The sequence below is a fragment of the Microcoleus sp. B7-D4 genome, assembly GCF_036705125.1.
In the GTDB taxonomy this organism is placed as follows: Bacteria; Cyanobacteriota; Cyanobacteriia; order Cyanobacteriales; family Microcoleaceae; genus Microcoleus.
Map to the genome: position 1 here is coordinate 83,891 of NZ_JAUBTT010000014.1, position 20,182 is coordinate 104,072.

18 protein-coding genes are annotated in these 20,182 nt (G+C 46.8%); 14 read left to right on the forward strand and 4 right to left on the reverse strand.

What is annotated here, in order from left to right; all coding sequences use genetic code 11:
* The first annotated feature begins 786 nt into the window (after positions 1-786).
* The 3 genes from QUB12_RS08155 to ftsY all read left to right on the forward strand — a co-directional run bounded on the left by QUB12_RS08155 (position 787) and on the right by ftsY (position 4,639).
* Positions 787-1,512, forward strand: coding sequence for a DUF502 domain-containing protein (locus QUB12_RS08155; RefSeq protein ID WP_333141452.1), 726 nt, complete (start codon positions 787-789; stop codon positions 1,510-1,512).
* 421 nt (positions 1,513-1,933) lie between these two features.
* Positions 1,934-2,566 carry a transcription antitermination factor NusB gene (nusB, locus tag QUB12_RS08160; RefSeq protein ID WP_333103525.1) on the forward strand — a complete coding sequence of 211 codons (633 nt, stop codon included), beginning with the start codon at positions 1,934-1,936 and terminating at the stop codon, positions 2,564-2,566.
* A gap of 315 nt (positions 2,567-2,881) precedes the next feature.
* Positions 2,882-4,639 carry a signal recognition particle-docking protein FtsY gene (gene ftsY, locus QUB12_RS08165; protein WP_333141454.1) on the forward strand — a complete coding sequence of 586 codons (1,758 nt, stop codon included), beginning with the start codon at positions 2,882-2,884 and terminating at the stop codon, positions 4,637-4,639.
* A 358-nt stretch (positions 4,640-4,997) separates the two neighbouring features.
* On the opposite strand, the gene QUB12_RS08170 is transcribed toward ftsY, so the two are convergent.
* Positions 4,998-5,183 (reverse strand): hypothetical protein, encoded by a 186-nt coding sequence (locus QUB12_RS08170; RefSeq protein WP_333141456.1) that lies wholly within the window; start codon positions 5,181-5,183, stop codon positions 4,998-5,000.
* A 132-nt stretch (positions 5,184-5,315) separates the two neighbouring features.
* Here QUB12_RS08170 and QUB12_RS08175 point away from each other — a divergent pair, with 132 nt between their 5' ends.
* The 3 genes from QUB12_RS08175 (at position 5,316) to argH (ending at position 8,702) form a co-directional block, all read left to right on the forward strand.
* Positions 5,316-6,803 carry a PP2C family protein-serine/threonine phosphatase gene (locus QUB12_RS08175; RefSeq protein ID WP_333141458.1) on the forward strand — a complete coding sequence of 496 codons (1,488 nt, stop codon included), beginning with the start codon at positions 5,316-5,318 and terminating at the stop codon, positions 6,801-6,803.
* A complete protein-coding gene (locus QUB12_RS08180; protein WP_333141460.1) occupies positions 6,793-7,032 on the forward strand; it encodes a hypothetical protein in 240 nt (79 codons plus the stop codon). Before QUB12_RS08175 ends, QUB12_RS08180 begins: the two co-directional genes overlap by 11 nt.
* 284 nt (positions 7,033-7,316) lie before the next feature.
* Positions 7,317-8,702, forward strand: a complete 1,386-nt coding sequence (gene argH / locus QUB12_RS08185) for an argininosuccinate lyase (protein WP_333141463.1) — start codon at positions 7,317-7,319, stop codon at positions 8,700-8,702.
* A gap of 99 nt (positions 8,703-8,801) precedes the next feature.
* Here argH and QUB12_RS08190 read toward each other — a convergent pair whose 3' ends face one another.
* A complete protein-coding gene (locus tag QUB12_RS08190; RefSeq protein ID WP_190738786.1) occupies positions 8,802-8,993 on the reverse strand; it encodes a hypothetical protein in 192 nt (63 codons plus the stop codon).
* Between the two features lie 802 nt (positions 8,994-9,795).
* Positions 9,796-10,983 (reverse strand): RNA-guided endonuclease TnpB family protein, encoded by a 1,188-nt coding sequence (locus QUB12_RS08195; RefSeq protein WP_333141465.1) that lies wholly within the window; start codon positions 10,981-10,983, stop codon positions 9,796-9,798.
* 133 nt (positions 10,984-11,116) lie between these two features.
* Between QUB12_RS08195 and bcp the strand changes: the two genes are divergently transcribed.
* From bcp to QUB12_RS08215, 4 genes are all read left to right on the forward strand, one after another.
* Entirely contained in the window at positions 11,117-11,590 is a 474-nt protein-coding gene (gene bcp / locus QUB12_RS08200) for a thioredoxin-dependent thiol peroxidase (RefSeq protein WP_333141467.1), read from the forward strand.
* 77 nt (positions 11,591-11,667) lie between these two features.
* Positions 11,668-12,123, forward strand: a complete 456-nt coding sequence (locus tag QUB12_RS08205) for an NUDIX hydrolase (RefSeq protein WP_333141469.1) — start codon at positions 11,668-11,670, stop codon at positions 12,121-12,123.
* A 158-nt stretch (positions 12,124-12,281) separates the two neighbouring features.
* Positions 12,282-13,088, forward strand: coding sequence for an alpha/beta hydrolase (locus QUB12_RS08210; RefSeq protein WP_333141471.1), 807 nt, complete (start codon positions 12,282-12,284; stop codon positions 13,086-13,088).
* Positions 13,078-13,242: a hypothetical protein gene (locus QUB12_RS08215; RefSeq protein ID WP_333306321.1), complete on the forward strand. Its 165-nt coding sequence runs from the start codon at positions 13,078-13,080 to the stop codon at positions 13,240-13,242. Before QUB12_RS08210 ends, QUB12_RS08215 begins: the two co-directional genes overlap by 11 nt.
* Here the strand turns inward: QUB12_RS08215 and QUB12_RS08220 are convergent.
* Complete coding sequence (locus QUB12_RS08220; protein ID WP_333141473.1) at positions 13,225-14,136, reverse strand: pantothenate kinase; 912 nt, start codon at positions 14,134-14,136, stop codon at positions 13,225-13,227. The two genes, QUB12_RS08215 and QUB12_RS08220, sit on opposite strands and share 18 nt — an antisense overlap.
* A gap of 314 nt (positions 14,137-14,450) precedes the next feature.
* On the opposite strand from QUB12_RS08220, the gene QUB12_RS08225 reads away from it, so the two are divergent.
* The 4 genes from QUB12_RS08225 to QUB12_RS08240 form a co-directional block, all read left to right on the forward strand.
* Positions 14,451-16,559 carry a GAF domain-containing protein gene (locus QUB12_RS08225; RefSeq protein ID WP_333141475.1) on the forward strand — a complete coding sequence of 703 codons (2,109 nt, stop codon included), beginning with the start codon at positions 14,451-14,453 and terminating at the stop codon, positions 16,557-16,559.
* 479 nt (positions 16,560-17,038) lie between these two features.
* Positions 17,039-17,422, forward strand: a complete 384-nt coding sequence (locus QUB12_RS08230; protein ID WP_333141477.1) for a helix-turn-helix domain-containing protein — start codon at positions 17,039-17,041, stop codon at positions 17,420-17,422.
* A 12-nt stretch (positions 17,423-17,434) separates the two neighbouring features.
* On the forward strand, positions 17,435-18,427 hold the full coding sequence (locus QUB12_RS08235) for a transposase (RefSeq protein ID WP_333141479.1): 993 nt from the start codon (positions 17,435-17,437) through the stop codon (positions 18,425-18,427).
* A 551-nt stretch (positions 18,428-18,978) separates the two neighbouring features.
* Positions 18,979-20,182: Calx-beta domain-containing protein (locus QUB12_RS08240; protein ID WP_333306323.1), on the forward strand; the 1,204-nt coding region annotated here is incomplete at its 3' end.

A 20,182-nucleotide genomic window follows, 5' to 3' on the forward strand; every position in this document is an offset into this window, starting at 1 on the left:
CAAAAATTAAACACTACTTACTAACAATATTCATGCTGCATCTATCTAAAGATAGATTGTTGCAGAGACACTGAACTCAACCTGCAGAGATTCCCCTGAATTCGGTAAAACTCCTATGTTGCACCTTTTTCGAGAACAGGCAAGATGCCTGTTCCACAAAGAGTGAATTTGATTGTGGGATGGGCATCCTGCCCGTCCCTAAAAAGCTTATGGAAAATGGTGCAAGATATAAGTAAAACGAAGTGCCACCCCACCGAAAATCTGAGAAAGTTCGATCGACCAATTAATTCCCGATACAAATCACAGAAAATTTTATTTGGACTCGCTACACTTCGACTCCCCGGCTGTCTCAGACCACGAATTTCAAAGGTGGTACCCGCCACGTGATTTATCCGTGGAATCAATCCCAAATCGAAAATCTAAAATCCTCAAGCCCCCGCATTTATCCGTGGGGTCGCCTCTAAAATCTAAAATCTAAAATCTAAAATCTAAAATCGATTGACCGATCGGCTTATTGATTGAACTGACCCAAAATGTCTTAAAATATACAATACGGTGAGCTGCTGCACAGCCCGCATATATTAAAATCAAGCGCCAACTTGCAATAATTCTTTAAAATAGAGGTACAGCACCGGCGATCCCTAACTCTTCCCCCTCAGAAAGGGTAGGGTTTAGCAGAATTGAAGACGATCGTCTATGGTGACATCCAGTAAAGCCCGTGCAGTTGCTTTAGTCTCAGCTTTATTCAGGTTATTGGGAACCAGTTACGAGGAGATTTGACCCGCCGTGCTCCAACGCATCAAACAAGACTTAAAAAACGACCTGATCGCAGGACTATTGGTAGTGATACCCTTAGCTACAACCATCTGGCTGACAATTACCATCGCCAGTTGGGTGATCAATTTTCTCACCAAAATTCCCAAGCAGATCAACCCTTTTGACGGACTCCACCCGATTTTGGTGAATCTGCTAAATCTTTTAGTAGGGCTGGCTGTACCCCTGCTGAGCATTTTAGTCATCGGCTTAATGGCCCGCAACATTTTCGGCAAGTGGCTGCTAGACTTTGGCGAACGGCTGTTGCAGGCAATTCCCCTAGCCGGTTCGGTTTACAAAACCCTCAAACAACTGCTGGGAACCCTCCTCAAATCAAACGACAAATTTCGCCGCGTGGTGTTAGTGGAATATCCCCGGCGGGGAATCTGGACTTTAGCATTTGTGACCGGTACGATCGAGAGTAACGATATCCCGCCTCACCTTTCCGGTGAAACCCCGATCGGCATTTTCATCCCCACCACTCCCAACCCCACCACCGGATGGTACGCTATAGTCCCGGAAGCAGATTTAGTCAATTTGTCAATGTCGATCGAAGATGCCTTTAAAGTCATCATCTCCGGCGGCATCGTCAACCCCAGCAACTCAGTTCCAGTAAACCCCGAAAACATCAAGGGCAAAACACTCGAACCCTTGGTATCCGAATCAAGATACCAGGCTGTCCCAGTCGAAGAAGACTAAACCAAGACATCTTTAGTGGCCCTTCAGTTGACAGTTGACAGTTGACAGTTGACAGTTGACAGTTGACCGCAAAAGGGCGACCTCTAGCTGGAAGGAAGAGGATTGGAGTAATGAATAGTCTTCTTTTAATTTCTCCCGATCAGGCTTGGGGCTTTAAACCAATTCTTTCTGGTAAGGCCGTGTAAACTTTCCCCATAGCAGATAATATTTCGACAAAACCAGCCCAAACCGAGAAAGCCTATACTCAGAAACCCGGTTTCGAGCATAAATCTTGGGTTTGACAGCGAAGTATCTGTAAACTACCCGCCGCTGGCGAGTCAGACGGCTGGTTTTGTACCGCTTTTAGTCGAGTTTTCTGCTAAAGTTCAAGTCCGCGCGCGATCGAAAAACTTCCTAAATTCTCAATCCCTATCTAAAAATTATGAAAAAAGCCCGCGAAACAGCACGCGAACTCGCACTCCTCGGCATCAGCCAACTGCCGACGAATCCAGAACTCTTAGAAGCCAAGAAACTGCAAGATGTTCTCCTCGCGGCCATCCGCACCCTGACAACAGAAGTTCAAGAATCCCTAGAAGCAGCAGCATCCGAAGTGCAGCGGAGTAGCGACAAACTGCTTGCCAGCGAAATCCGTGCCGCCGATATACAAAGTGCTAGAGCAATGGTGCGGGAAGCAGTCGAACTCACCCAAACCGCCATCAACCGTCTCGGTTCAGCAATGGAGTTTCCAGAACTGATCCAGCTAGCCAACCAGCAAGATGTCCGCACCTATGCTTTGCAAATCCTGACGAAAGTCAGCGCCAACCGTGTTCAAATTGACGAATTGCTCTCGGAAGCCCTTGTAGACTGGCAAATAGAACGGTTGCCCCGGATCGATCGAGATATCATGAGAATCGCGATCGCCGAAATGCTATATCTCGGCTTACCCGAACAAGTGAGCGTCAACGAAGCCGTCCAACTCGCAAAACGCTACAGTGGCGACGAAGGACATCGCTTCATCAACGGAGTCCTCCGCCGAGTAGTCGATAAAATCAACGCAGAAGTTGTTAGTCCCTAGTCCTTAGTCAGTAGTCCTTAGTCAGCAGTCATTGGTCATTAGTGATTGGCAATCGGCAATCGGCTCTACACTAGGGACTGAGGACTAATGACTAATAACTATAGTCCTTAGTCAGTAGTCCTTAGTCAGCAGTCATTGGTCATTAGTGATTGGCAATCGGCAATGGGCTCTACACTAGGGGCTGAGGACTAAGGACTAATAACTATAGTCCTTAGTCAGTAGTCATTGGTCATTAGTGATTGGCAATCGGCAATCGGCTCTACACTAGGGACTGAGGACTAATGACTAATAACTATTCTCTATTCCCAATTTCCTATGGTATTTAATTGGTTTCGTCGCCAGTACAGCGAAAATAAATCTTCTGAAACAGAAGCAACCCCCGAACAGCCCCAAGATGAGTCGGCAAAATCCGCACCGGTTGAGCCTCAAACAGATGCAACGGAGCAAGGCTCTCCTGCTGTAGCGGAAGATTATCTTAATTGGGCAAAAGCTGCTTACAAAAATATTCAAAAACAGCAAAAACCCGAAACAGAAGTTTCTGAGACAGCAGCGCCGGATGTTCCAGCAGCCGAAGCAGAAATCGCGACAGTTGAAGAAGTTGCAGAACCGGCGACTATTGAAGCAACCGAGCCGATCGAACTTGAACCAGCACCCACAGCAGCAACTGTTGCAGAAGTTCCAGAAGTTGCAGCACCAGCAACAGTTGAAGCTACCGAGGCGATAGAACTCGATGCAGCAACGCCCGCAGAAATTGCAGAAACTCTGCAACCAACAGCCGGGGCGATCGACATTGCACCTATAGCTCAACAATTAGAAGTTACAGCAGAAAATATAGAAATTGCCGAACCTGCAACTGAGGTTGTAGAAACCGAATCACTCGCATCCGACGGCGAAGCAGCCGAAGCCCTGCCGTTTTGGGCCAGAGCTCAGGCCGATCGCATGGAGCGCATCGAACGCCTCAAAGAAACCGCAATTGAAGAACCCGACGTAATTGCAGCCGCCGCCGAGAGAGCGGCAATTATCGAAGAAATTCCCGGTTTCGCCTTTGACGAAGGCTTCCTGTGGTCTTCAGAAATCTTAGCCAGTCAAGGCCGCCGCCCAGACCAAGTATCAGTTGAAGAAATCACTTGGCTGCAAAAACTGCGGAAAGGCTTAGAAAGAACTCGCCGCAGCTTAATTAATCAACTAAAGGCGATCGTCGGTCAAGGCCCGCTCAATCAAGACGCAGTAGCCGAAATTGAGACTTTGCTCCTACAAGCCGATGTCGGAGTCGCAGCCACCGACATCATTATCACTCGCCTCCAAGAAAGACTCAAACAAGAAGTGCTGCCGCCAGAACAGGCTCTAGCCTACCTGAAAACCATCCTGCGCGACATTCTGGACGCTCCCTGTGCCGAAACCGCCGCCGGTAATCCCGCCTACAGCCTGACATTTGCCCCGGAAAAAGACACTTTTAACATCTGGTTAATCGTAGGAGTCAACGGTGCGGGCAAAACTACGACGATCGGCAAACTGGCCCACATTGCCCAAAAATCCGGCTACAAAACCCTGATTGCTGCCGCCGACACTTTCCGTGCCGCCGCCGTCGAACAGGTGAAAGTTTGGGGCTCCCGCAGTGGGGTCGAAATTATTGCCAACCCAGGGAAAAATACCGATCCGGCTGCTGTCGTGTTTGATGCGATCGCCGCCGCCAGCGCCCGCGGCACAGAACTCCTGATCGTAGACACCGCAGGCCGCCTGCAAAACAAAAAAAATCTGATGGACGAATTAAGTAAAATCCGTCGCATTGTAGATAAGAAAGCCCCAGGCGCTACCGTAGAATCTCTACTGGTCTTGGATGCGACACTAGGTCAAAATGGTTTGCGACAGGCAGAAGTGTTCGCAGAATCGGCAAAATTAAGCGGAGTAGTATTGACAAAACTCGACGGTTCTGCTAAAGGTGGTGTTGCCCTAGCCGTAGTGCAGCAGCTTGGTCTGCCAATCCGCTTTATTGGAGTCGGGGAAAGCATCGAAGACTTGCGCCCGTTTTCTAGTTACGAATTTGTGGAAGCCCTACTCGATTTTAGATTTTAGATTTTAGATTTTAGATTGATCAGGTATCTGTGGTCGTCCCGATTTTTGGAGGCGGATACAGAGGTTCAACATCTTAAATCCTTAACCTCAAACTACCATCGCAGGACTTGCGCCGATCGCCCGTGGCGAGTAAAAACTAAATATCTAGAAACAATACCTTCGTTCTGTTATTGCTTGGTTGCCCTCAAAGCGCGAGCTAAAGCCAGGGTGTGAAAATAAGCTCAAATGTAGTATCAGTATGCTGTCTGATTGCATAGTCTTCCCGATCCCCCTGGCGCCCCCCTAATAGTGGGGGGGGACGGGAAAGGGTCAAAGTCCCCCTTCTTGTTAAGGGGATTTAGGGCGTATCTAGACTAAGCTATAAACGAGATTTCTTGAGAATTTCCGACTTAAGTTGATACCAATGTCCTAGTGTCCAACTTACTTCCTCAAACCAAACTGCTTGCTCGAAAAAAAACGGGTTTCTGTTCAAGTGGCCCGTAATATCAACTCCGCTAGGATCGGAATTGTAAAATCGAATCAACAGTCCATACTCAACTATCATTCAGCTCTTCGACTGACAGTCAACAGTCAACAGTCAACAGTCAACAGTCAACAATAATTCCGGTGCAACCGGAATTGATATAAGTCCTCAATCATTCCTCCTCTGTCTAAGATCGAAAATCACAAATTTAAAATGACTGCTGTGCCTTTGCCTCGCCCCTCACCTCAACCTGCTGACCGCCCTCCGGGTCGCAATTCCACCGACGCGACGCCAGTATTTGCCCTCAAAGAACTGGTGGCGCGTTTGCACCGATATCAGCACAATGTTCAAGATATGTTGGGTTCGCTGGGATTTGCCCTGCGAAGTTTTAACAATCTCAACCAATTTTTGGAGTTGGTGCCTTTGGTGGCGACTCGCGTTACTGACGCCGACGGGGGAGCTTTAGTGCTGTTCAAACCCAACGGTCAAGTCAGGTTCCAGCAGTTGCATTGTCAGGAAGGACGGCAGTGCCAAGATATGCGAAAAGCGCTGGAAATAGCCACCAGGCAAGCTACAGCAGGTGCGGGCGCTACTGCTGGAACGTTTTCGGAAACCTCTGGGCAAACTTCTAGTCTAGACTTGCAAGTCGGTCGTTATTTGGGCCCGGATGTTCATTTGTTTGGGGCGCCAATTTTAGTCAACAATTTGGAACGGGGACGGCTTTATGTTTTTAGCAGTGATCCGCAATATCTCTGGACTCCCAGCAGACAGAAATTAGTTCGGTTGGTGGCGGATCAAACCGCCGTGGCTATTTGCAAAGACGAACTTACTGTTAAGTTGGCGGAAAAAGACCGCTTAGACAGAGAGTTAGAAATCGGGGCGGAAATTCAATTGCGGCTGCAACCCCGGAGTTGTCCGAAAATTCCCGGCCTTGACGTGGCCGCCCGCTGCCAAACTGCTAGCAGAGTCGGCGGAGATTATTATGATTTTATTCCCGCTGACTATGACCCGATCGGCAAGGAGAATGAGGGGGAAAGCCCCCCATCCCTAATTAAAAATCTCAAGTCCAAAATCGACAAGGGCCGCTGGAGCATTGTCATCGGCGATGTGATGGGCAAAGGAGTACCAGCGGGCCTGTTGATGACGATGACACGGGGTATGCTGCGGGCGGAGGTTTTGAACCGCCACTCGCCGTCGAGAATTTTGCAACATTTAAACCGGGTTATGCACGCGGATTTGGAAAATTCCCACCGTTTTGTGACTCTGTTTTATTCGGAGTATGACCCGAAAACTCGCGTTTTGGCTTACAGCAATGCTGCTCACCACCCGCCTTTGCTGTGGCAAGCTGCAACTAATTCGATTCTTCAGCTTGATACTTTGGAGGGAATGTTAATTGGGCTGGATGCTGATTCGCATTACCAAGAAGCAAGCGTGCAATTGCAGCCAGGAGATACTATTATTTATTACACAGACGGATTTACCGATGCTGCTAATCAAAGGGGCGATCGGTTTGATGAGGATAACTTGACCTCGGCTTTTCAGTGGGCCTGTCAAAATTATCAGCAGTCTGAAGAAATTTTGGATTATTTGTTCGATCGCGTACACCAGTTTATCGGCATCGGCAATCGTAACGAAGATGACATGACACTGGTTGTACTGAGGGTAACACCTTTAGCAGGAGAAAATCACCATGATAGTTAATTTAATGCCGGAAATTACTGCTGGATTAACCAGTTCGATTAATTGGAACGATGTGGCTCACGTGGTAGTTGTGAAATCTCATTTGAGTTCGACGGTGGTTTTGGCTCAAAGTTACGAAATTTTTACGAATTTCCAGAAAGCTTGGAAAAATTTTGTTGACACTGGTCAAATAGGAGCTTTTTTTATAGGTATTTTTGTTGGCTGGTTCTTTAAAGGGATTTTTCGTTAGAGTTCTTGTCGAAGAAGCTATCGGTAACTGATTTAAAAGGTTTGTCGCCCAAACTTCACTTCTTTCTGATGCAGCAAAAGTTTCACAATTTTGTAGTCAAGACTTCAGTTTTTTCTGGTCAAAAGATGTATAAAAACTTTGTAGTCAGGACTTGAGTTTTTTCTTACAAAATTTGGGAGGACTAAAGGGCTGACTACAAACCGGAGGAAAGACTAAAGTCTTTACTACAAATCGGTTTATATAGACTTCGGCAACAGAGATATAATCTAGTTTTAGCTTCAGCAATGACAACACAACAAAAAACTTGGAGTCAAAGATTTGAATCGGCGCTGCACCCGGCGATCGCCCGATTTAATGCTAGTATTGGCTTCGATATTGAATTGATTGAGTATGACTTGACGGGTTCTGTCGCTCACGCTAAAATGCTGGCCAAAACGGGGATTATTTCCGCAGCCGAAGGCGAACAGTTAGTCAATGGTTTGGAACAGATCCGCCGGGAATACCGCCAAGGACTTTTTGTTCCGGGAGTTGATGCAGAAGACGTTCACTTCGCTGTAGAGAAGCGGCTGACGGAGATTGTGGGGGATGCTGGGAAAAAGTTGCACACTGCCCGATCGCGCAACGATCAAGCCGGCACTGATACTCGCTTGTATTTGCGCGATCGCATCGCCGAAATTCGCGAGCAATTACGGGAATTTCAAGGGGTTTTGCTCGATCTTGCCGATCGTAACGTGGAAACTTTAATTCCCGGTTACACTCATTTGCAGCGCGCTCAGCCGATCAGTTTGGCTCATTACCTGTTAGCTTATTTTGAAATGACCGATCGCGATTGGGAACGTCTCGGCGATATCTGCAAGCGGGTGAATGTTTCGCCTTTGGGTTGTGGCGCGCTGGCGGGGACGACTTTCCCGATCGACCGACATTATACTGCAGAACTCTTGCATTTTGACAAGGTTTATGCTAATAGCTTAGATGGAGTGAGCGATCGAGATTTTGCGATCGAATTTCTCGCTGCAGCCAGCTTGATTATGGTACACCTGAGCCGCTTGTCAGAAGAAATGATTTTGTGGTCTTCTCACGAATTTGGATTTATTACGCTCAAAGATAGCTGCGCTACTGGTTCTAGCATCATGCCCCAGAAAAAAAATCCCGACGTGCCGGAGTTGGTGCGGGGCAAAGCGGGGCGGGTGTTCGGTAACTTGCAAGCCTTGTTGGTAGTAGTGAAGGGACTTCCTTTGGCCTACAACAAAGATTTACAAGAAGATAAAGAGGCTTTGTTTGATACCGTAAGAACGGTACAGGGTTGCTTGGAAGCAATGACCATTTTGTTGCGCGAAGGAATCGAGTTTAATGGCGAGATCCTCGCTGCTGCTGTTACGGAAGACTTTTCTAACGCTACAGACGTAGCCGACTACTTGGCCTCCAAAGGCGTTCCCTTCCGGGAAGCTTACAACCTTGTCGGCAAAGTCGTCAAAACTTGCCTTTCGGGGGGCAAACTCCTCAAAGATTTGACACTTGAGGAGTGGAAAGACTTGCACCCAGCCTTTGAGACAGACATTTACAGCGCGATCGCACCTCAGCAAGTGGTGGCAGCTCGCAATAGTTACGGGGGTACCGGGTTTGAACAAGTGAGAAAATCACTTATCGCTGCGCGCGATCGAATCGCCTAAACATCGTTGAATTATTGGACAAATTCCGGCTGGCTATCTCTCCTTAGAACGATCGTGTTTTCCACTCTGGTTCTAAGTTCGGCAGATAGCCTGACTCAATTAATCTTCAGCAGCCGCCATGTCTTTGTCTCTGCCGCCACCGCTCATGGCGCCCATGCCACCGCCGTTACCGCCGTCAAATCGCCTTCTCTTGTTGGAGAACATATCTTGATTTCTCCGCTTGCGAAACTTGCGAGCGTATGCTTGATTTCGTTGTGCCTTCTCTTTCTTGAGATTGCGGCGCTTAGCCATTCTGACCTCACTAATAAACATTGACAGTCCCCGGGCTTTCACGCACGGGGATTCTTAAGTTTGACACTCTGTGCACTCTTGGTGACTGAGATTCTTGGTTCAGCGAAGTCACTTGCTTGCGACAGGATTTCTCCAGCCAAAATATAGGTGTCTTCTCCCCAAGCGTAAATTCCGGTATGCCCTACCGTACTCGATCGGTTCTCTTTCTGTAGCTAGGTTTTGTTCAAATTTAGCTTTCGTGACGCTGCCACAACAATCGCAAGCGATATGGTTTAGGCTTCTGAGTCCTGTTAAGGAGATCGAGAACTTCCTTCAAGGTACTCCAATCGTTTCCCTCTACGGCGTTTTAAAGTGAGGAACACGTCCAGCCCCACTGATATTATCAAAAGGAATTGGTTCGTCTCGTTGTCCACCCGTCCACGGCTCACAGCTATGCTTATGAGATTGTGGAGGGGTGGAATCAGGAGTCTCACGCGCCTTTTATCCCACACTAACCTTCGATCGGTATAGTGTGGGGATTCCTGTCTGCCTAGCTAAACCGCAACACCGTTAGGTGTGACTACGCACTCAACTAATCCAGTTAAGTTATTACGTTGGCTAGTTATACTCAATTTTAGACCGATGACGATCATAGCACACCCGGTACAAGACCCAGAAAAAAGAGCACCGGGATTCAAGTCGCTGGGAATCTGGGTGCGATGGGACGCAATGTAGTCAATCTTGCAGAAGATTTCTATAAACTCTTGACAAAATACGACAATTGACATCCACCCAGGCGTAAACGCACGGGGATTCCTCAACCTCACGATTCAGGTTTCTGCTTCTGTCCCTTACGGGGTTTCGCACCAGCCTTAACAGATTTACTCTGTTGGGGTCTTACAGTCGCTCCACAGACTGACACGGCAAGCCCTGCCGCCAAAATATTTTTTGCCGCATTAATATCTCGGTCATGGCGCGTCCCGCAATTAGGACAATCCCATTCCCGGATATTCAACGGCATCTTGTCAACGATATGTCCGCAATTGCCACACCGTTTTGAACTCGGAAACCATCGGTCAATCTTAATTAAAGTGCGACCGTACCAATCGCACTTGTAATCAAGTTGTCTGACTAATTCCGCCCAACTTGCATCACTTATTGCAAGGGCCAGTTTGGGATTTTTTACCATATTCTTCACAGCTAAGTTTTCTACGGCGATGGTTTGGTTTTCACGCACCAACCGTGTTGTTAGCTTATGAAGATTATCTTTCCTTGCATCAGTGATTTCTTGATGCACTTTCGCTACTTTAAGCCGTGCTTTGTGACGGTTGTTTGACCCTTTTTGCTTGCGACTTAAAGCTTTCTGCGCTCTTAAGAGTTTGCGATACTTTGCCTTGAATCCTTTGGGATTGGCAATCTTTTCGCCGTTGCTCAAAGTGAGCAAGCTTGTAACTCCCAGGTCGATACCGACTTGATTATCTGTTCTGGGTAATGCTTCAATTTCAACCTCTACCAGCAGAGAAACTGACCACCTACCTGATGGTGCAAGCTTTACTGTAATTGTTGATGGTCGGCAACCATCAGGTAGTGTCCGGCTCCAGCGAATTGGTAACGCTTCTGTGCTTTTTGCTAGGTAGACTTGTCCATCTTTGAACTTGAATGCTGACTTGGTAAATTCTGCACTACCACCATTGCGTTTCTTTTTGAAGTTAGGATATTTTGCCCGCCCATCAAAAAAGTTGGTATAAGCCGTTTGTAAATGTCTCAAGCATTGCTGTAATGGCACACAGCTAACTTTGTTCAGAAAATCTAGTTCTTCGGTTTTCTTCCATTCGGTTAACATTGAAGAAGTCTCAGCATAGCCTACCCGTTTCTGTTGTGCGTACAAAGCTTCCGTTCTTGTGGCTAAAGCACGGTTGTAGACCAAACGAACACAACCCAAAGTACGTCGCAACAAACTTTCTTGTTCCGGCGTTGGGTAGAATCGATAGCTGAAGGCTTTTAGTGTCATGCTGACCTTAAGTACGCTGTTTCACATACTAGCACGTCTTGTGTGAAATGGTATATCTTAACAAAAATTCAGGTAAAGCCTTCCTAAAAGGACGGGGTTTGAACCCTCCGCTTCGCTCCGCCCATTTTTTTTGATGACTATTTATCCCGGTGACATAGCTCCTCTCTTCAGCCTGCCCGACGCGCAAGGCAATTTCGTCAGCCTTGCAGATTTTCGAGGGCGACGAGTTGTACTTTACTTTTACCCTAGGGACAATACCCCTGGCTGTACTAAAGAAGCTTGCGGCTTTCGCGATATTTACTTAGACTACGAGTCGCGCAATATAGCAGTCCTCGGCGTCAGTACAGACGGGGCAGGGGCCCACGCCAAGTTTGCAGCTAAATATCAACTGCCTTTTCCGTTGCTGTGCGACTTAAACGCCGAAGTTGCTACCGCCTACGGCTGTTACGGACTCAAAAAGTTTATGGGAAAAGAATTTATGGGAATTACTCGATCGACCTTCGCGATCGACCCTGATGGTAGGATTGAAAAGGTTTACCGCAAAGTCAAACCAGAATCTCACGCAGCGGAGATATTAGCAGATTTGCCAGACCTCTGGCCTGAATGAAAAATTAAAAATTAAGACTCCGGAGCTGCGAGCTAGGAGGTCTGAATTTACTTTCTCCTAAACAAGCTTTTGAGTTTATGCGTCGATTGTGGCAAATTGTACAAACTGTGCTGGGACTGATTTTCCGACATCCCGTCACTGGTGCTGCGGTGATTCCCGTATTGCCTGACGGGCGAATTGTGTTAATTCGCCGCCGCGACAACGGTCGCTGGGGACTGCCGGGAGGTATGGTGGATTGGGGAGAGGATATTCCGACGACAGTGCGGCGGGAATTAGCGGAGGAAACAGGACTCGATTTAGTCAAAATCCGTCGCTTGGTGGGTGTTTATTCGGCTGCCGATAGAGACCCTCGCCTGCACTCGATTTGTATCGTGGTGGCAGCAGAGGTAGAGGGAAAGATGCAAGTTCAGGATACCATTGAAGTCAGCGAGGTTGAGGCTTTTTTGCCCGGATCGCTGCCGGAGGGCGCGCTCAGCCACGATAACGACCAACACTTACAGGACTATTTTCAAGGCCTGACAACTTTGGCGTAAATCGGCGGGGTATCCAAATTTGAGAAAAGTCGGAAATTACCTCGCCGTCAAAAGTTGTCTGTTATAAATGTGGAATTAATTTTCAATGTTTTCCTACTTTTATTCACAAACTCTGAACATTAAATTAATCATCTTTTTATTGCTAAATATTTAACCGGATGTACTCACCGCTACGCAATTCTCGGGTCAAACTCTCTGTAGGGCAAATCTTTTGGCACGAAGTCGGTCAAGGCCCGAATTTAGTATTTTTGCACGGTTCTTGGCACGACAGCAGTCAGTGGCTGAGGACGATCGAACATTTGAGCCCCTACTACCACTGCTTCGCACCGGATTTGCTGGGGTTTGGCGACTCGGAACGCCCGAATCTTCATTATTCGATCGACTTGGAAGTAGAATGTCTCGCCCAATACCTCGATACTTTGAAGTTGCGACAGGTTTATTTAATCGCTCACTCTCTGGGCGGCTGGGTGGCCACCAGCTACGCTATCAAATATCCCGATCGAGTTCAGGGTTTGGTGTTGTTGGCCCCAGAAGGCGTCAAGGTTGGCAAGCGGCGGGGGCGGTGGCAGACGGCTAGCTGGCTGATCGGTCAACCTCCGCTGGCTTTGTGGTTGCTACGATCGATCTATCCAATTGCTAAGTTGCTGGGTAGCCAAAACAAGATTGACGGATTGCTAAAGTTCAGACAGCAGTTGATGCAGTCCCCAGTTGCCGTGCAGTTGCTGTTCGGGCGGCGGCGGGCTGAAATTACAGCGGAATTAGTTGAGGAGAATTTGCCTTTGCTGAAAGCGCCTGTTTTGCTGTTGCACGGTTCTGAAGATACTCCCGCAGCTTCGTCTTTGTGTCAATCCTATGCTGCTCTGGCTCCTAATGCCGAACTGCAATTGGTCAGTCCGGGGGAAAGCAATTTGCCGCAGGAAGTCCCGGATGTTGTTGCTAAATATATTCGCCAGTTTGCAAAGTGAATTGGGCATTGGGCATTGGGCATTGGGCAAACAGGGCAAACAGGGCATTGGGCAAACAGGGAATTGGGCATTGGGCATTGGGAATTGGGCATTGGTAACAGTCAACAGTCAACAGTCAACAGTCAACAGTCAAGAGTCAACAGTCAACAGTTAACAGGCTAATTCCCCAAAAAATAGCCTCTGGTGCGTCAATTAAGCCGGAGGCTGTATCAGGAAAGGCTGCTGTGAGGTATTTTAAAAGCATAGTGCGATCGCCCCCCGTGAGTGCAATTTTGCTATCAGGAAACAAACACCGCCAATCTTCAATAAAATCCCTAACTCCTGCCACCGCCGCATACACAACTCCGCTTTGAATTGCCCCAGCAGTGTCTTTCGCCCAGCGGTGCGGCAGATTTTGTGGTAGGCTGATTAAAGGTAATGCAGCAGTTTTTTTACCTAACGATGATAACTGCAAACCCAAACCTGGTAAAATTGCGCCCCCAACTAAATACCTATTGACATCAGCGCCAGTAAATGTTAAAGCTGTACCAGTATCTATAAGTAAAACTGGCCAACCAAATTGGTTGCCAGCACCCAGTACAGCCAAAGCTCTGTCAATTCCCAGGGTAGGATAGAGTCCCCCGATCGGTAACTGGTCTAAAGTAATAATCCCGACATCTGGATAACTCTGCCAAATTGCTGTTTGCTGGGGAACAACGGAGGCTAAAACTAGAGGCAGGGGAACTAAAGAAAGTGTGTGAGGACTAGAAAATGCGGGAGTAGCAGGAAGACAAAGGAGATTTTGAGCAGATATTTCCTCGATCGACCTCATTACTATTTGCACTAAATATTCTGCTTTTTCCTGCTCCGAGAGCCGGGAAACAGTATCAGCATTGAGATGGTCTGTATCCCATGTTTTCTCCAGGGTTTTGCCCACAAATAATCCCCAGTGCAGCCGGGAATTGCCGATCGCCAAAGCTATTTTAATCTGGGCTTTTCCTGTCCATCCAGAAGTAATGTTGTCGCTGCTTGCTGGCGAACGAAAATTGTCGGGAATTGAATTTTCCATGTTGTGCTAGCCGGCGCAAACATTGAACTAAAGATAGATTTTAGATTGATTTTAGTCGATTTAACGGGCGGTTAACTCTATTTGACATCTGACCAAGTTCCATGCCACGCACCAATTAGTATTGTCGGCTGCAGAGGGCATACTTGCTAAATATAAATATTTGTAAAGCAAATAATTGCTTTGCTCAGGCTGCATCCTTTATAATGTCTTAAGATATTCCAAAGTCCTGGTAGCTGCGATGGGGCTTTTGGCGGGGTAAGCACAGGTTTAAAAAACCCGACTCAATCAAAATACTGTACAACGGCTGAGTAAATATGTCTTTAAAAATACAAGAACACGAAAACCCCTGGCAGAGAGTAACTTCGCGGTTGCCTGAATCTGAAAATTGGAGGCAGGAAGAAAGTCTTTCGCTGCCGGAAGTAGACCAACAAAAAGCCCTAATCGTGCAGATGCAGCAGCAAGTTCAGTTATCAAACTTGCTGAACCAAATTAATAACGAAATTCGCAGTACACTTGACATAGAAGAAATTTTGACATCGGCCTGCAGATTGCTGGGGCAAGCGTTACAGTGCAGCCGCGTCAGCATTTTAGTCAAAGAATCAAATACAGAAAAAACTTTAGTCACGCGCGGAGAGTACAACGCGGGGGACTATCCAATCCAACTGGGAATGAAAGTACCGATGAGTGACAACCCGCATTTGGCAGCCGTCGTGTCTCAGCAAGAGTCCTTAGCAGTGACGAAGTTTCTCGATTTTCCGGGATTAAATCCACAAACCCGAAAAATTGCCGAAGCTTTGGAAATTAAGTCAATGCTGGCAGTAGCTACTCGCTATCAAGGTGAAGTGAATGGCATAATTGGTTTGCATCAGTGCGATCGCGAACGGGAATGGACTGATTGGGAAAGGCAGCTTTTAGAAGGGGTAGGATCGCAATTGGCGATCGCGATCAATCAAGCCAAACTCTACAGTAAAACCAGGCGCCAAGCCGAACGAGAATCGCTGCTACGGCTGATCGGCAACCAAATTCGCAGTACCCTGGATCTGGGAACTATCCTGGAAACAGCGGTGAGGGAAGTCCGCCAACTCTTGCAGTGCGATCGAGTAATTATCTATCAGTTTCAAGACAACTGGCAAGGAAAAGTTGTTGTTGAAAACATGACTGTTCCTTGGCCTTCAATTTTAGGAGATATGGGGGCTGATAAGTGTTTCCGGGGAGATTACGCCGATCTTTACCAGCAAGGGCGAGTCAAAGCAATTAATGATATTTTTAATGCTGGTTTAGAGCCTTGTCATGTCGATTTCTTAGATAGTTTGCAGGTAAAAGCTAATCTGATTGTGCCGATTGTTACATCCAGAACTGAAGAAAATACCTCCGACACAGCCGGAAGCTATAATCCTAAATATCCCGGTAGGCTGTGGGGTTTGCTGATTGCTCACGAGTGCGGGGATACCCGCAATTGGCAGCGGCAAGAAATGGAGTTGCTATCCCAAATAGCCAACCAAATGGCGATCGCCATTCAGCAAGCAGAACTTTACAGCCAAGTCCAAGACGCTGCGGTAAAATCTCAAGCTCAAACCCAGCAGTTGCAGGCTGCGTTAGAAGAATTGCGATCGGCGCAGCAGCAATTGATTCAAAGCGAAAAAATGTCAGGTTTGGGGCAAATGGTAGCGGGAATTGCTCATGAAATTAACAACGCCAACAATTTCATCCACGCTAACTTGTTTCACGCTCAAGAATATTTTAAAGCCTTGAACGAAGCTCTAGAAGTGGCAGGAAATGCCTGCCCGGAAGCAGCGGCAGCAATTGTCAGAATCAATGAAGAACTAGAACTCGATTACATTCGAGAAGACTTTGGTAAACTGCTCAATTCTATGCGGGAAGGAAGCGGGAGGATTCGCTCGATCGTGATGACGCTGCGAAATTTTTCTCGTTTAGACCACGCTGAATTAAAACCAGTAGATTTGAATGAAGGTTTAGAAAGCAGTTTCTTGATGCTGCAAAATAAGCTAAAAACCAATATCAAAATAGACAAGCAATACGGCCGTTTGCCGCCCGTCCAATGTCATGCCAGTCAAATTAACCAAGTATTTTATAATTTGATTGACAATGCTTTAGATGCGCTGCAGTCAACGAGCAAACCGGGGGAATTAACTATCCGCAGTTGGCAAAGCGAGCCGGACTGGGTAACAATCTCTGTCCGCGACACGGGAAGTGGAATTCCTGCGGAAATTCAAGACAAGATTTTTGACCCATTTTTTACTACTAAACCTGTGGGGAAAGGCACTGGTTTGGGACTTTCAGTGTGCTATCAGGTAATTGTCCAAGCTCACGGTGGCAAGATCCGTTGCGTCAGTCAGGTTGGCGAAGGAAGTGAGTTTATTGTAGAGTTGCCTCTGACAAATCAGAGGAGGGTAAGTGCATAATTCCTGCTTTAGTCAGATTAACCCTGTTTTGTCACTCTGGCAGTAGTATAGAACCCATTTGACATCTTGGCGTTGCTTAATGAGGGTATGAAAAAAATAACTTTAAAATCCAAAAGCTTTGTGGATAGTGGTTTCTAGGACGGGCATATTTAGCGTTTCATACCGTAAATCAGCAACGCCGCCTACGGCCAGCTTCGCTAACGCATTTTTAACTCCCAGCCGGGAAGTCCCTCGGTATATTTAGAGGGGATTAATCTGAGCGCTCGCGAAGTACCCCGACTAAATTACCGAGCGTGATGTCCAGAAGCGTTGGGTGGAGGAACGGAAACCAACAATTAAGCTCGCCTATCACGAATCAATCTTCGGGAACATCTTGATTTTAGATGCTTTTTCCAAGTGTTGAAATAATATTTTTTGGGGTGGCATTTTGGACGTACATAAACTATACTATTCAAAGGTCGAAAACAGGAAGTTTAGAAATGCAACTCACTTACAAATACCGCCTCAAACCCACGAAAGCTCAATCAACAACGATTGTGGCTCACCTAGAACTTTGTCGGCGGCAGTACAACTACCGATTAGGCGAAAGATTCAGGTGGTGGGAAACCACGAGAACACCCATAAACGCTTGTCCCTTGATTGTTTCGATAGTCCCCGTTGAGGAGATTTATCGAAATATTCCTTTGACGAGAGTCCAAACTAGGGATGGCAGGAAAAAGGATGAATCAGGCAATCCTTTGACTAAAAAAGGTGATGTTTTCTCAAACATTGAAGGCGGATATGTACAGTGGCAGACAATTCAACTTGCTGACTTGAAAAACACAAAAAAACTGTTTCCTGATTACAAAGTGTTGGATTCTTAGGTTTTGCAAGATGTGGTCAACAGAGTTGAAACTTCCTTTTCAAACTTTACTACACCCGATAAGAATGGCAATCGTAGAGGCAAGCCAAGATTTAAGGGGCTTCACTATTACAAATCATTTACTTATCCTCAATTAGACAATTTAAATATTGTTAAGGACGAGCAAAATAGGATTTGTATTGACCTGGCAAAAATAGGTCAAGTGCCGATGGTGTTCCATCGTCCAATACCAACGGGTTTCAAGGTCAAGACGGGTACAGTTATCCCAGAAGCGGATGGGTGGTATATTTCCTTAACGCTAGAAGATAAGACGGTTCCCGTAACGGTTGCAGAAATTCAGCCGACGGTCGAAAACACTTTGGGTATCGATTTAGGAATTACTAATTACGCTTACCTTTCTAATGGTGAAAAAGTTGAGAATCCTAGATTTTTGAGGAAGTCGGCTGAAAAACTAGCAAGGCTTCAAGTGAAATTAGCTAAAAAAGTTAAGGGTTCTAAGCCTTGGAAAATTATCAAGGATAAGGTTTCCAGACTCCATCAATTCGTAGCTAGATCCCGACTAGATTTTCAATTCAAAACGGCACATGAGCTATTCGGTAAATGTAATGTTTTAGTTGTTGAGGATTTGAGTGTCAAAAATCTAACTAGACGTGCTAAGCCGTATACTGACATTGAAAATGGTAATTTGGTTTATTTGCCGAACGGTCAATCAGCTAAAAGCGGTTTGAATAAATCCATGCTTGATGCTGCTCACGGGCAATTCGCCAACGTCCTGAAATATGTCGCTTGGAAATTAGGTAAAAGCGTTTTGTTTGTTGACCCAAAGGGCACATCTGGGCATTGCTGGAATTGCCTCAATAAAGTCCCGAAAGAATTATCGGAACGGTGGCATTCCTGCCAATGTGGGGAATCTTTGGATCGGGATGAAAACTCAGCCAAACTTATTAGAAAGATTGGTCTGAGTTACAAAAGTGGCGGGGGAACTCCGTCACTCAAAAAAGCATGAGAAAAAAAAGGAAAAAGAAGCCTGCGGTCTAACGGTAATCCGTTGACCGTCAGGTTAGTTCACTGAAATCAGATTTAACTTACGCCCGAACCCCAATTTTCAGAAATTCCCAACTGGGTGATGCTTAGAGATATAAAATCATAAGTATTTTTACTCATAATTGTCTCTGCGGATTCACTTCTGTCCGCTGAAGCAGTGAACGCGGCCTTTTGGGGGGCCCGGAATGTGGGATTTAAGCTCTCCTCTACAGATGTGGAAAACCCGCTTTTTATAGGGCTGAAAAAAAGATCGCAATTTGTCCGGATAAAACTTATTGAGGATGAAAGTTAGACATATCTATGTAAATGTGTCTAAGTAGGTGTAATTATTTACACTCAACATTTAATCGGGGGCAATAATACCTTCAGAGGCTTATTGGGCAAGCATTTTTACTTGATTTACCTGCATCTATGAGGGAATTTTTCTTGCAGTGACCGATCGCTACAAGAAAGCCCAACCTCTGGTTTTCACTCACTTCTAATCCTTAATTACTCATCATCAAAGGAGAAGCTATGGCTACTTCAATCACTGGTTCTTTGGGTCAAAACACTAATTACAGCAGTGTCACTGACCTAATTACACAATGGCCTACTGCCGCCAAGAATCAAGGCATCCAACTGTCTGGGATAGCTTTTGATGGCTTTGAAACGAACTACACTAACCCTATTCCCATCAGCAACCTCACGTTAGCAACGAACGAAAACCCTAAAAGCGGGTTGAGCTACGGCGCTGAGCCTGGTATTGGTGTCCTAGGCTCTTATAGTGGTTGGTTTACCGACCCCACTAAAATTCGGGCGGAAATCAACCATGACCCCAACACCAATCAATCTCAGACGCTGAGGGTGAAATGGGCAGATAACAAAGACATCACTAGCGCCACGATCGGCCTCAGTGCATTGGGTGTCAAAACAGATCTGGGCGATCAAGGCAATGAAGTTGGTTTGCTGAAACTCTTTAATAATGGGGCGGAGGTATCGGCAAGCAATTTTACGATCGCTCGCGTCAACGCTCCTGCCACTCCAAAACCTCTCTCTGTGTCTTCAGATGGAGTGACTTTCATTGGCGATCGTACCGATGGCAATTTCACATTCCAGATACAAGCAAATTCCACTAGCGTTGCTTTTGACGAATTACGGTTCTCCGCCAAAGCCTACGATAGCCCCACCGCTGCCTACCTCGGCACATCCCCCAAAAGCGATAGTTCCGACTACCTAGTGCGGAGTATTCAATATCAAGGCCTTGATGTGACGCCGACGCCGACGCCGACGCCGACGCCGACGCCGACGCCGACATCTCCAAGTATCTTCCAATTCGCCCAACCAAATTACACGGTGGCTGAAGGCGGCCCGGTTACGATTAACGTTACTCGCACCGGTGGCACGGCGGCTGCATCGATTAACTACGCTACTCTTGACGGTTCGGCAAGTTCACCAGCGGATTACACTGGGACGGCGGGGACGTTGAATTTTGCTGCGGGGGTAACTACCGCTAGTTTCACCGTGACGGCTTTGACTGATTCGATTTTGGAATCGCCGGAAACGGTGAATTTGGTGCTCTTCGGTGGCAATGTCGGCAGTAGTCCGTCAATTTTGACGATTAATGATGTGGTGTCAACAACTGTGGCGCCAACTCCGACGGTGACATCTCCAAGTATCTTCCAATTCGCCCAACCAAATTACACGGTGGCTGAAGGCGGCCCGGTTACGATTAACGTTA

Coding starts and splice junctions, on each gene's coding strand:
- nusB (WP_333103525.1), top strand. CDS start 1,934: ATGAAAAAAGCCCGCGAAACAGCACGCGAACTCGCACTCCTCGGCATC.
- ftsY (WP_333141454.1), top strand. CDS start 2,882: ATGGTATTTAATTGGTTTCGTCGCCAGTACAGCGAAAATAAATCTTCT.
- QUB12_RS08170 (WP_333141456.1), bottom strand. CDS start 5,183: ATGATAGTTGAGTATGGACTGTTGATTCGATTTTACAATTCCGATCCT.
- QUB12_RS08175 (WP_333141458.1), top strand. CDS start 5,316: ATGACTGCTGTGCCTTTGCCTCGCCCCTCACCTCAACCTGCTGACCGC.
- QUB12_RS08180 (WP_333141460.1), top strand. CDS start 6,793: ATGATAGTTAATTTAATGCCGGAAATTACTGCTGGATTAACCAGTTCG.
- argH (WP_333141463.1), top strand. CDS start 7,317: ATGACAACACAACAAAAAACTTGGAGTCAAAGATTTGAATCGGCGCTG.
- QUB12_RS08190 (WP_190738786.1), bottom strand. CDS start 8,993: ATGGCTAAGCGCCGCAATCTCAAGAAAGAGAAGGCACAACGAAATCAA.
- QUB12_RS08195 (WP_333141465.1), bottom strand. CDS start 10,983: ATGACACTAAAAGCCTTCAGCTATCGATTCTACCCAACGCCGGAACAA.
- bcp (WP_333141467.1), top strand. CDS start 11,117: ATGACTATTTATCCCGGTGACATAGCTCCTCTCTTCAGCCTGCCCGAC.
- QUB12_RS08205 (WP_333141469.1), top strand. CDS start 11,668: ATGCGTCGATTGTGGCAAATTGTACAAACTGTGCTGGGACTGATTTTC.
- QUB12_RS08210 (WP_333141471.1), top strand. CDS start 12,282: ATGTACTCACCGCTACGCAATTCTCGGGTCAAACTCTCTGTAGGGCAA.
- QUB12_RS08220 (WP_333141473.1), bottom strand. CDS start 14,136: ATGGAAAATTCAATTCCCGACAATTTTCGTTCGCCAGCAAGCAGCGAC.
- QUB12_RS08225 (WP_333141475.1), top strand. CDS start 14,451: ATGTCTTTAAAAATACAAGAACACGAAAACCCCTGGCAGAGAGTAACT.
- QUB12_RS08230 (WP_333141477.1), top strand. CDS start 17,039: ATGCAACTCACTTACAAATACCGCCTCAAACCCACGAAAGCTCAATCA.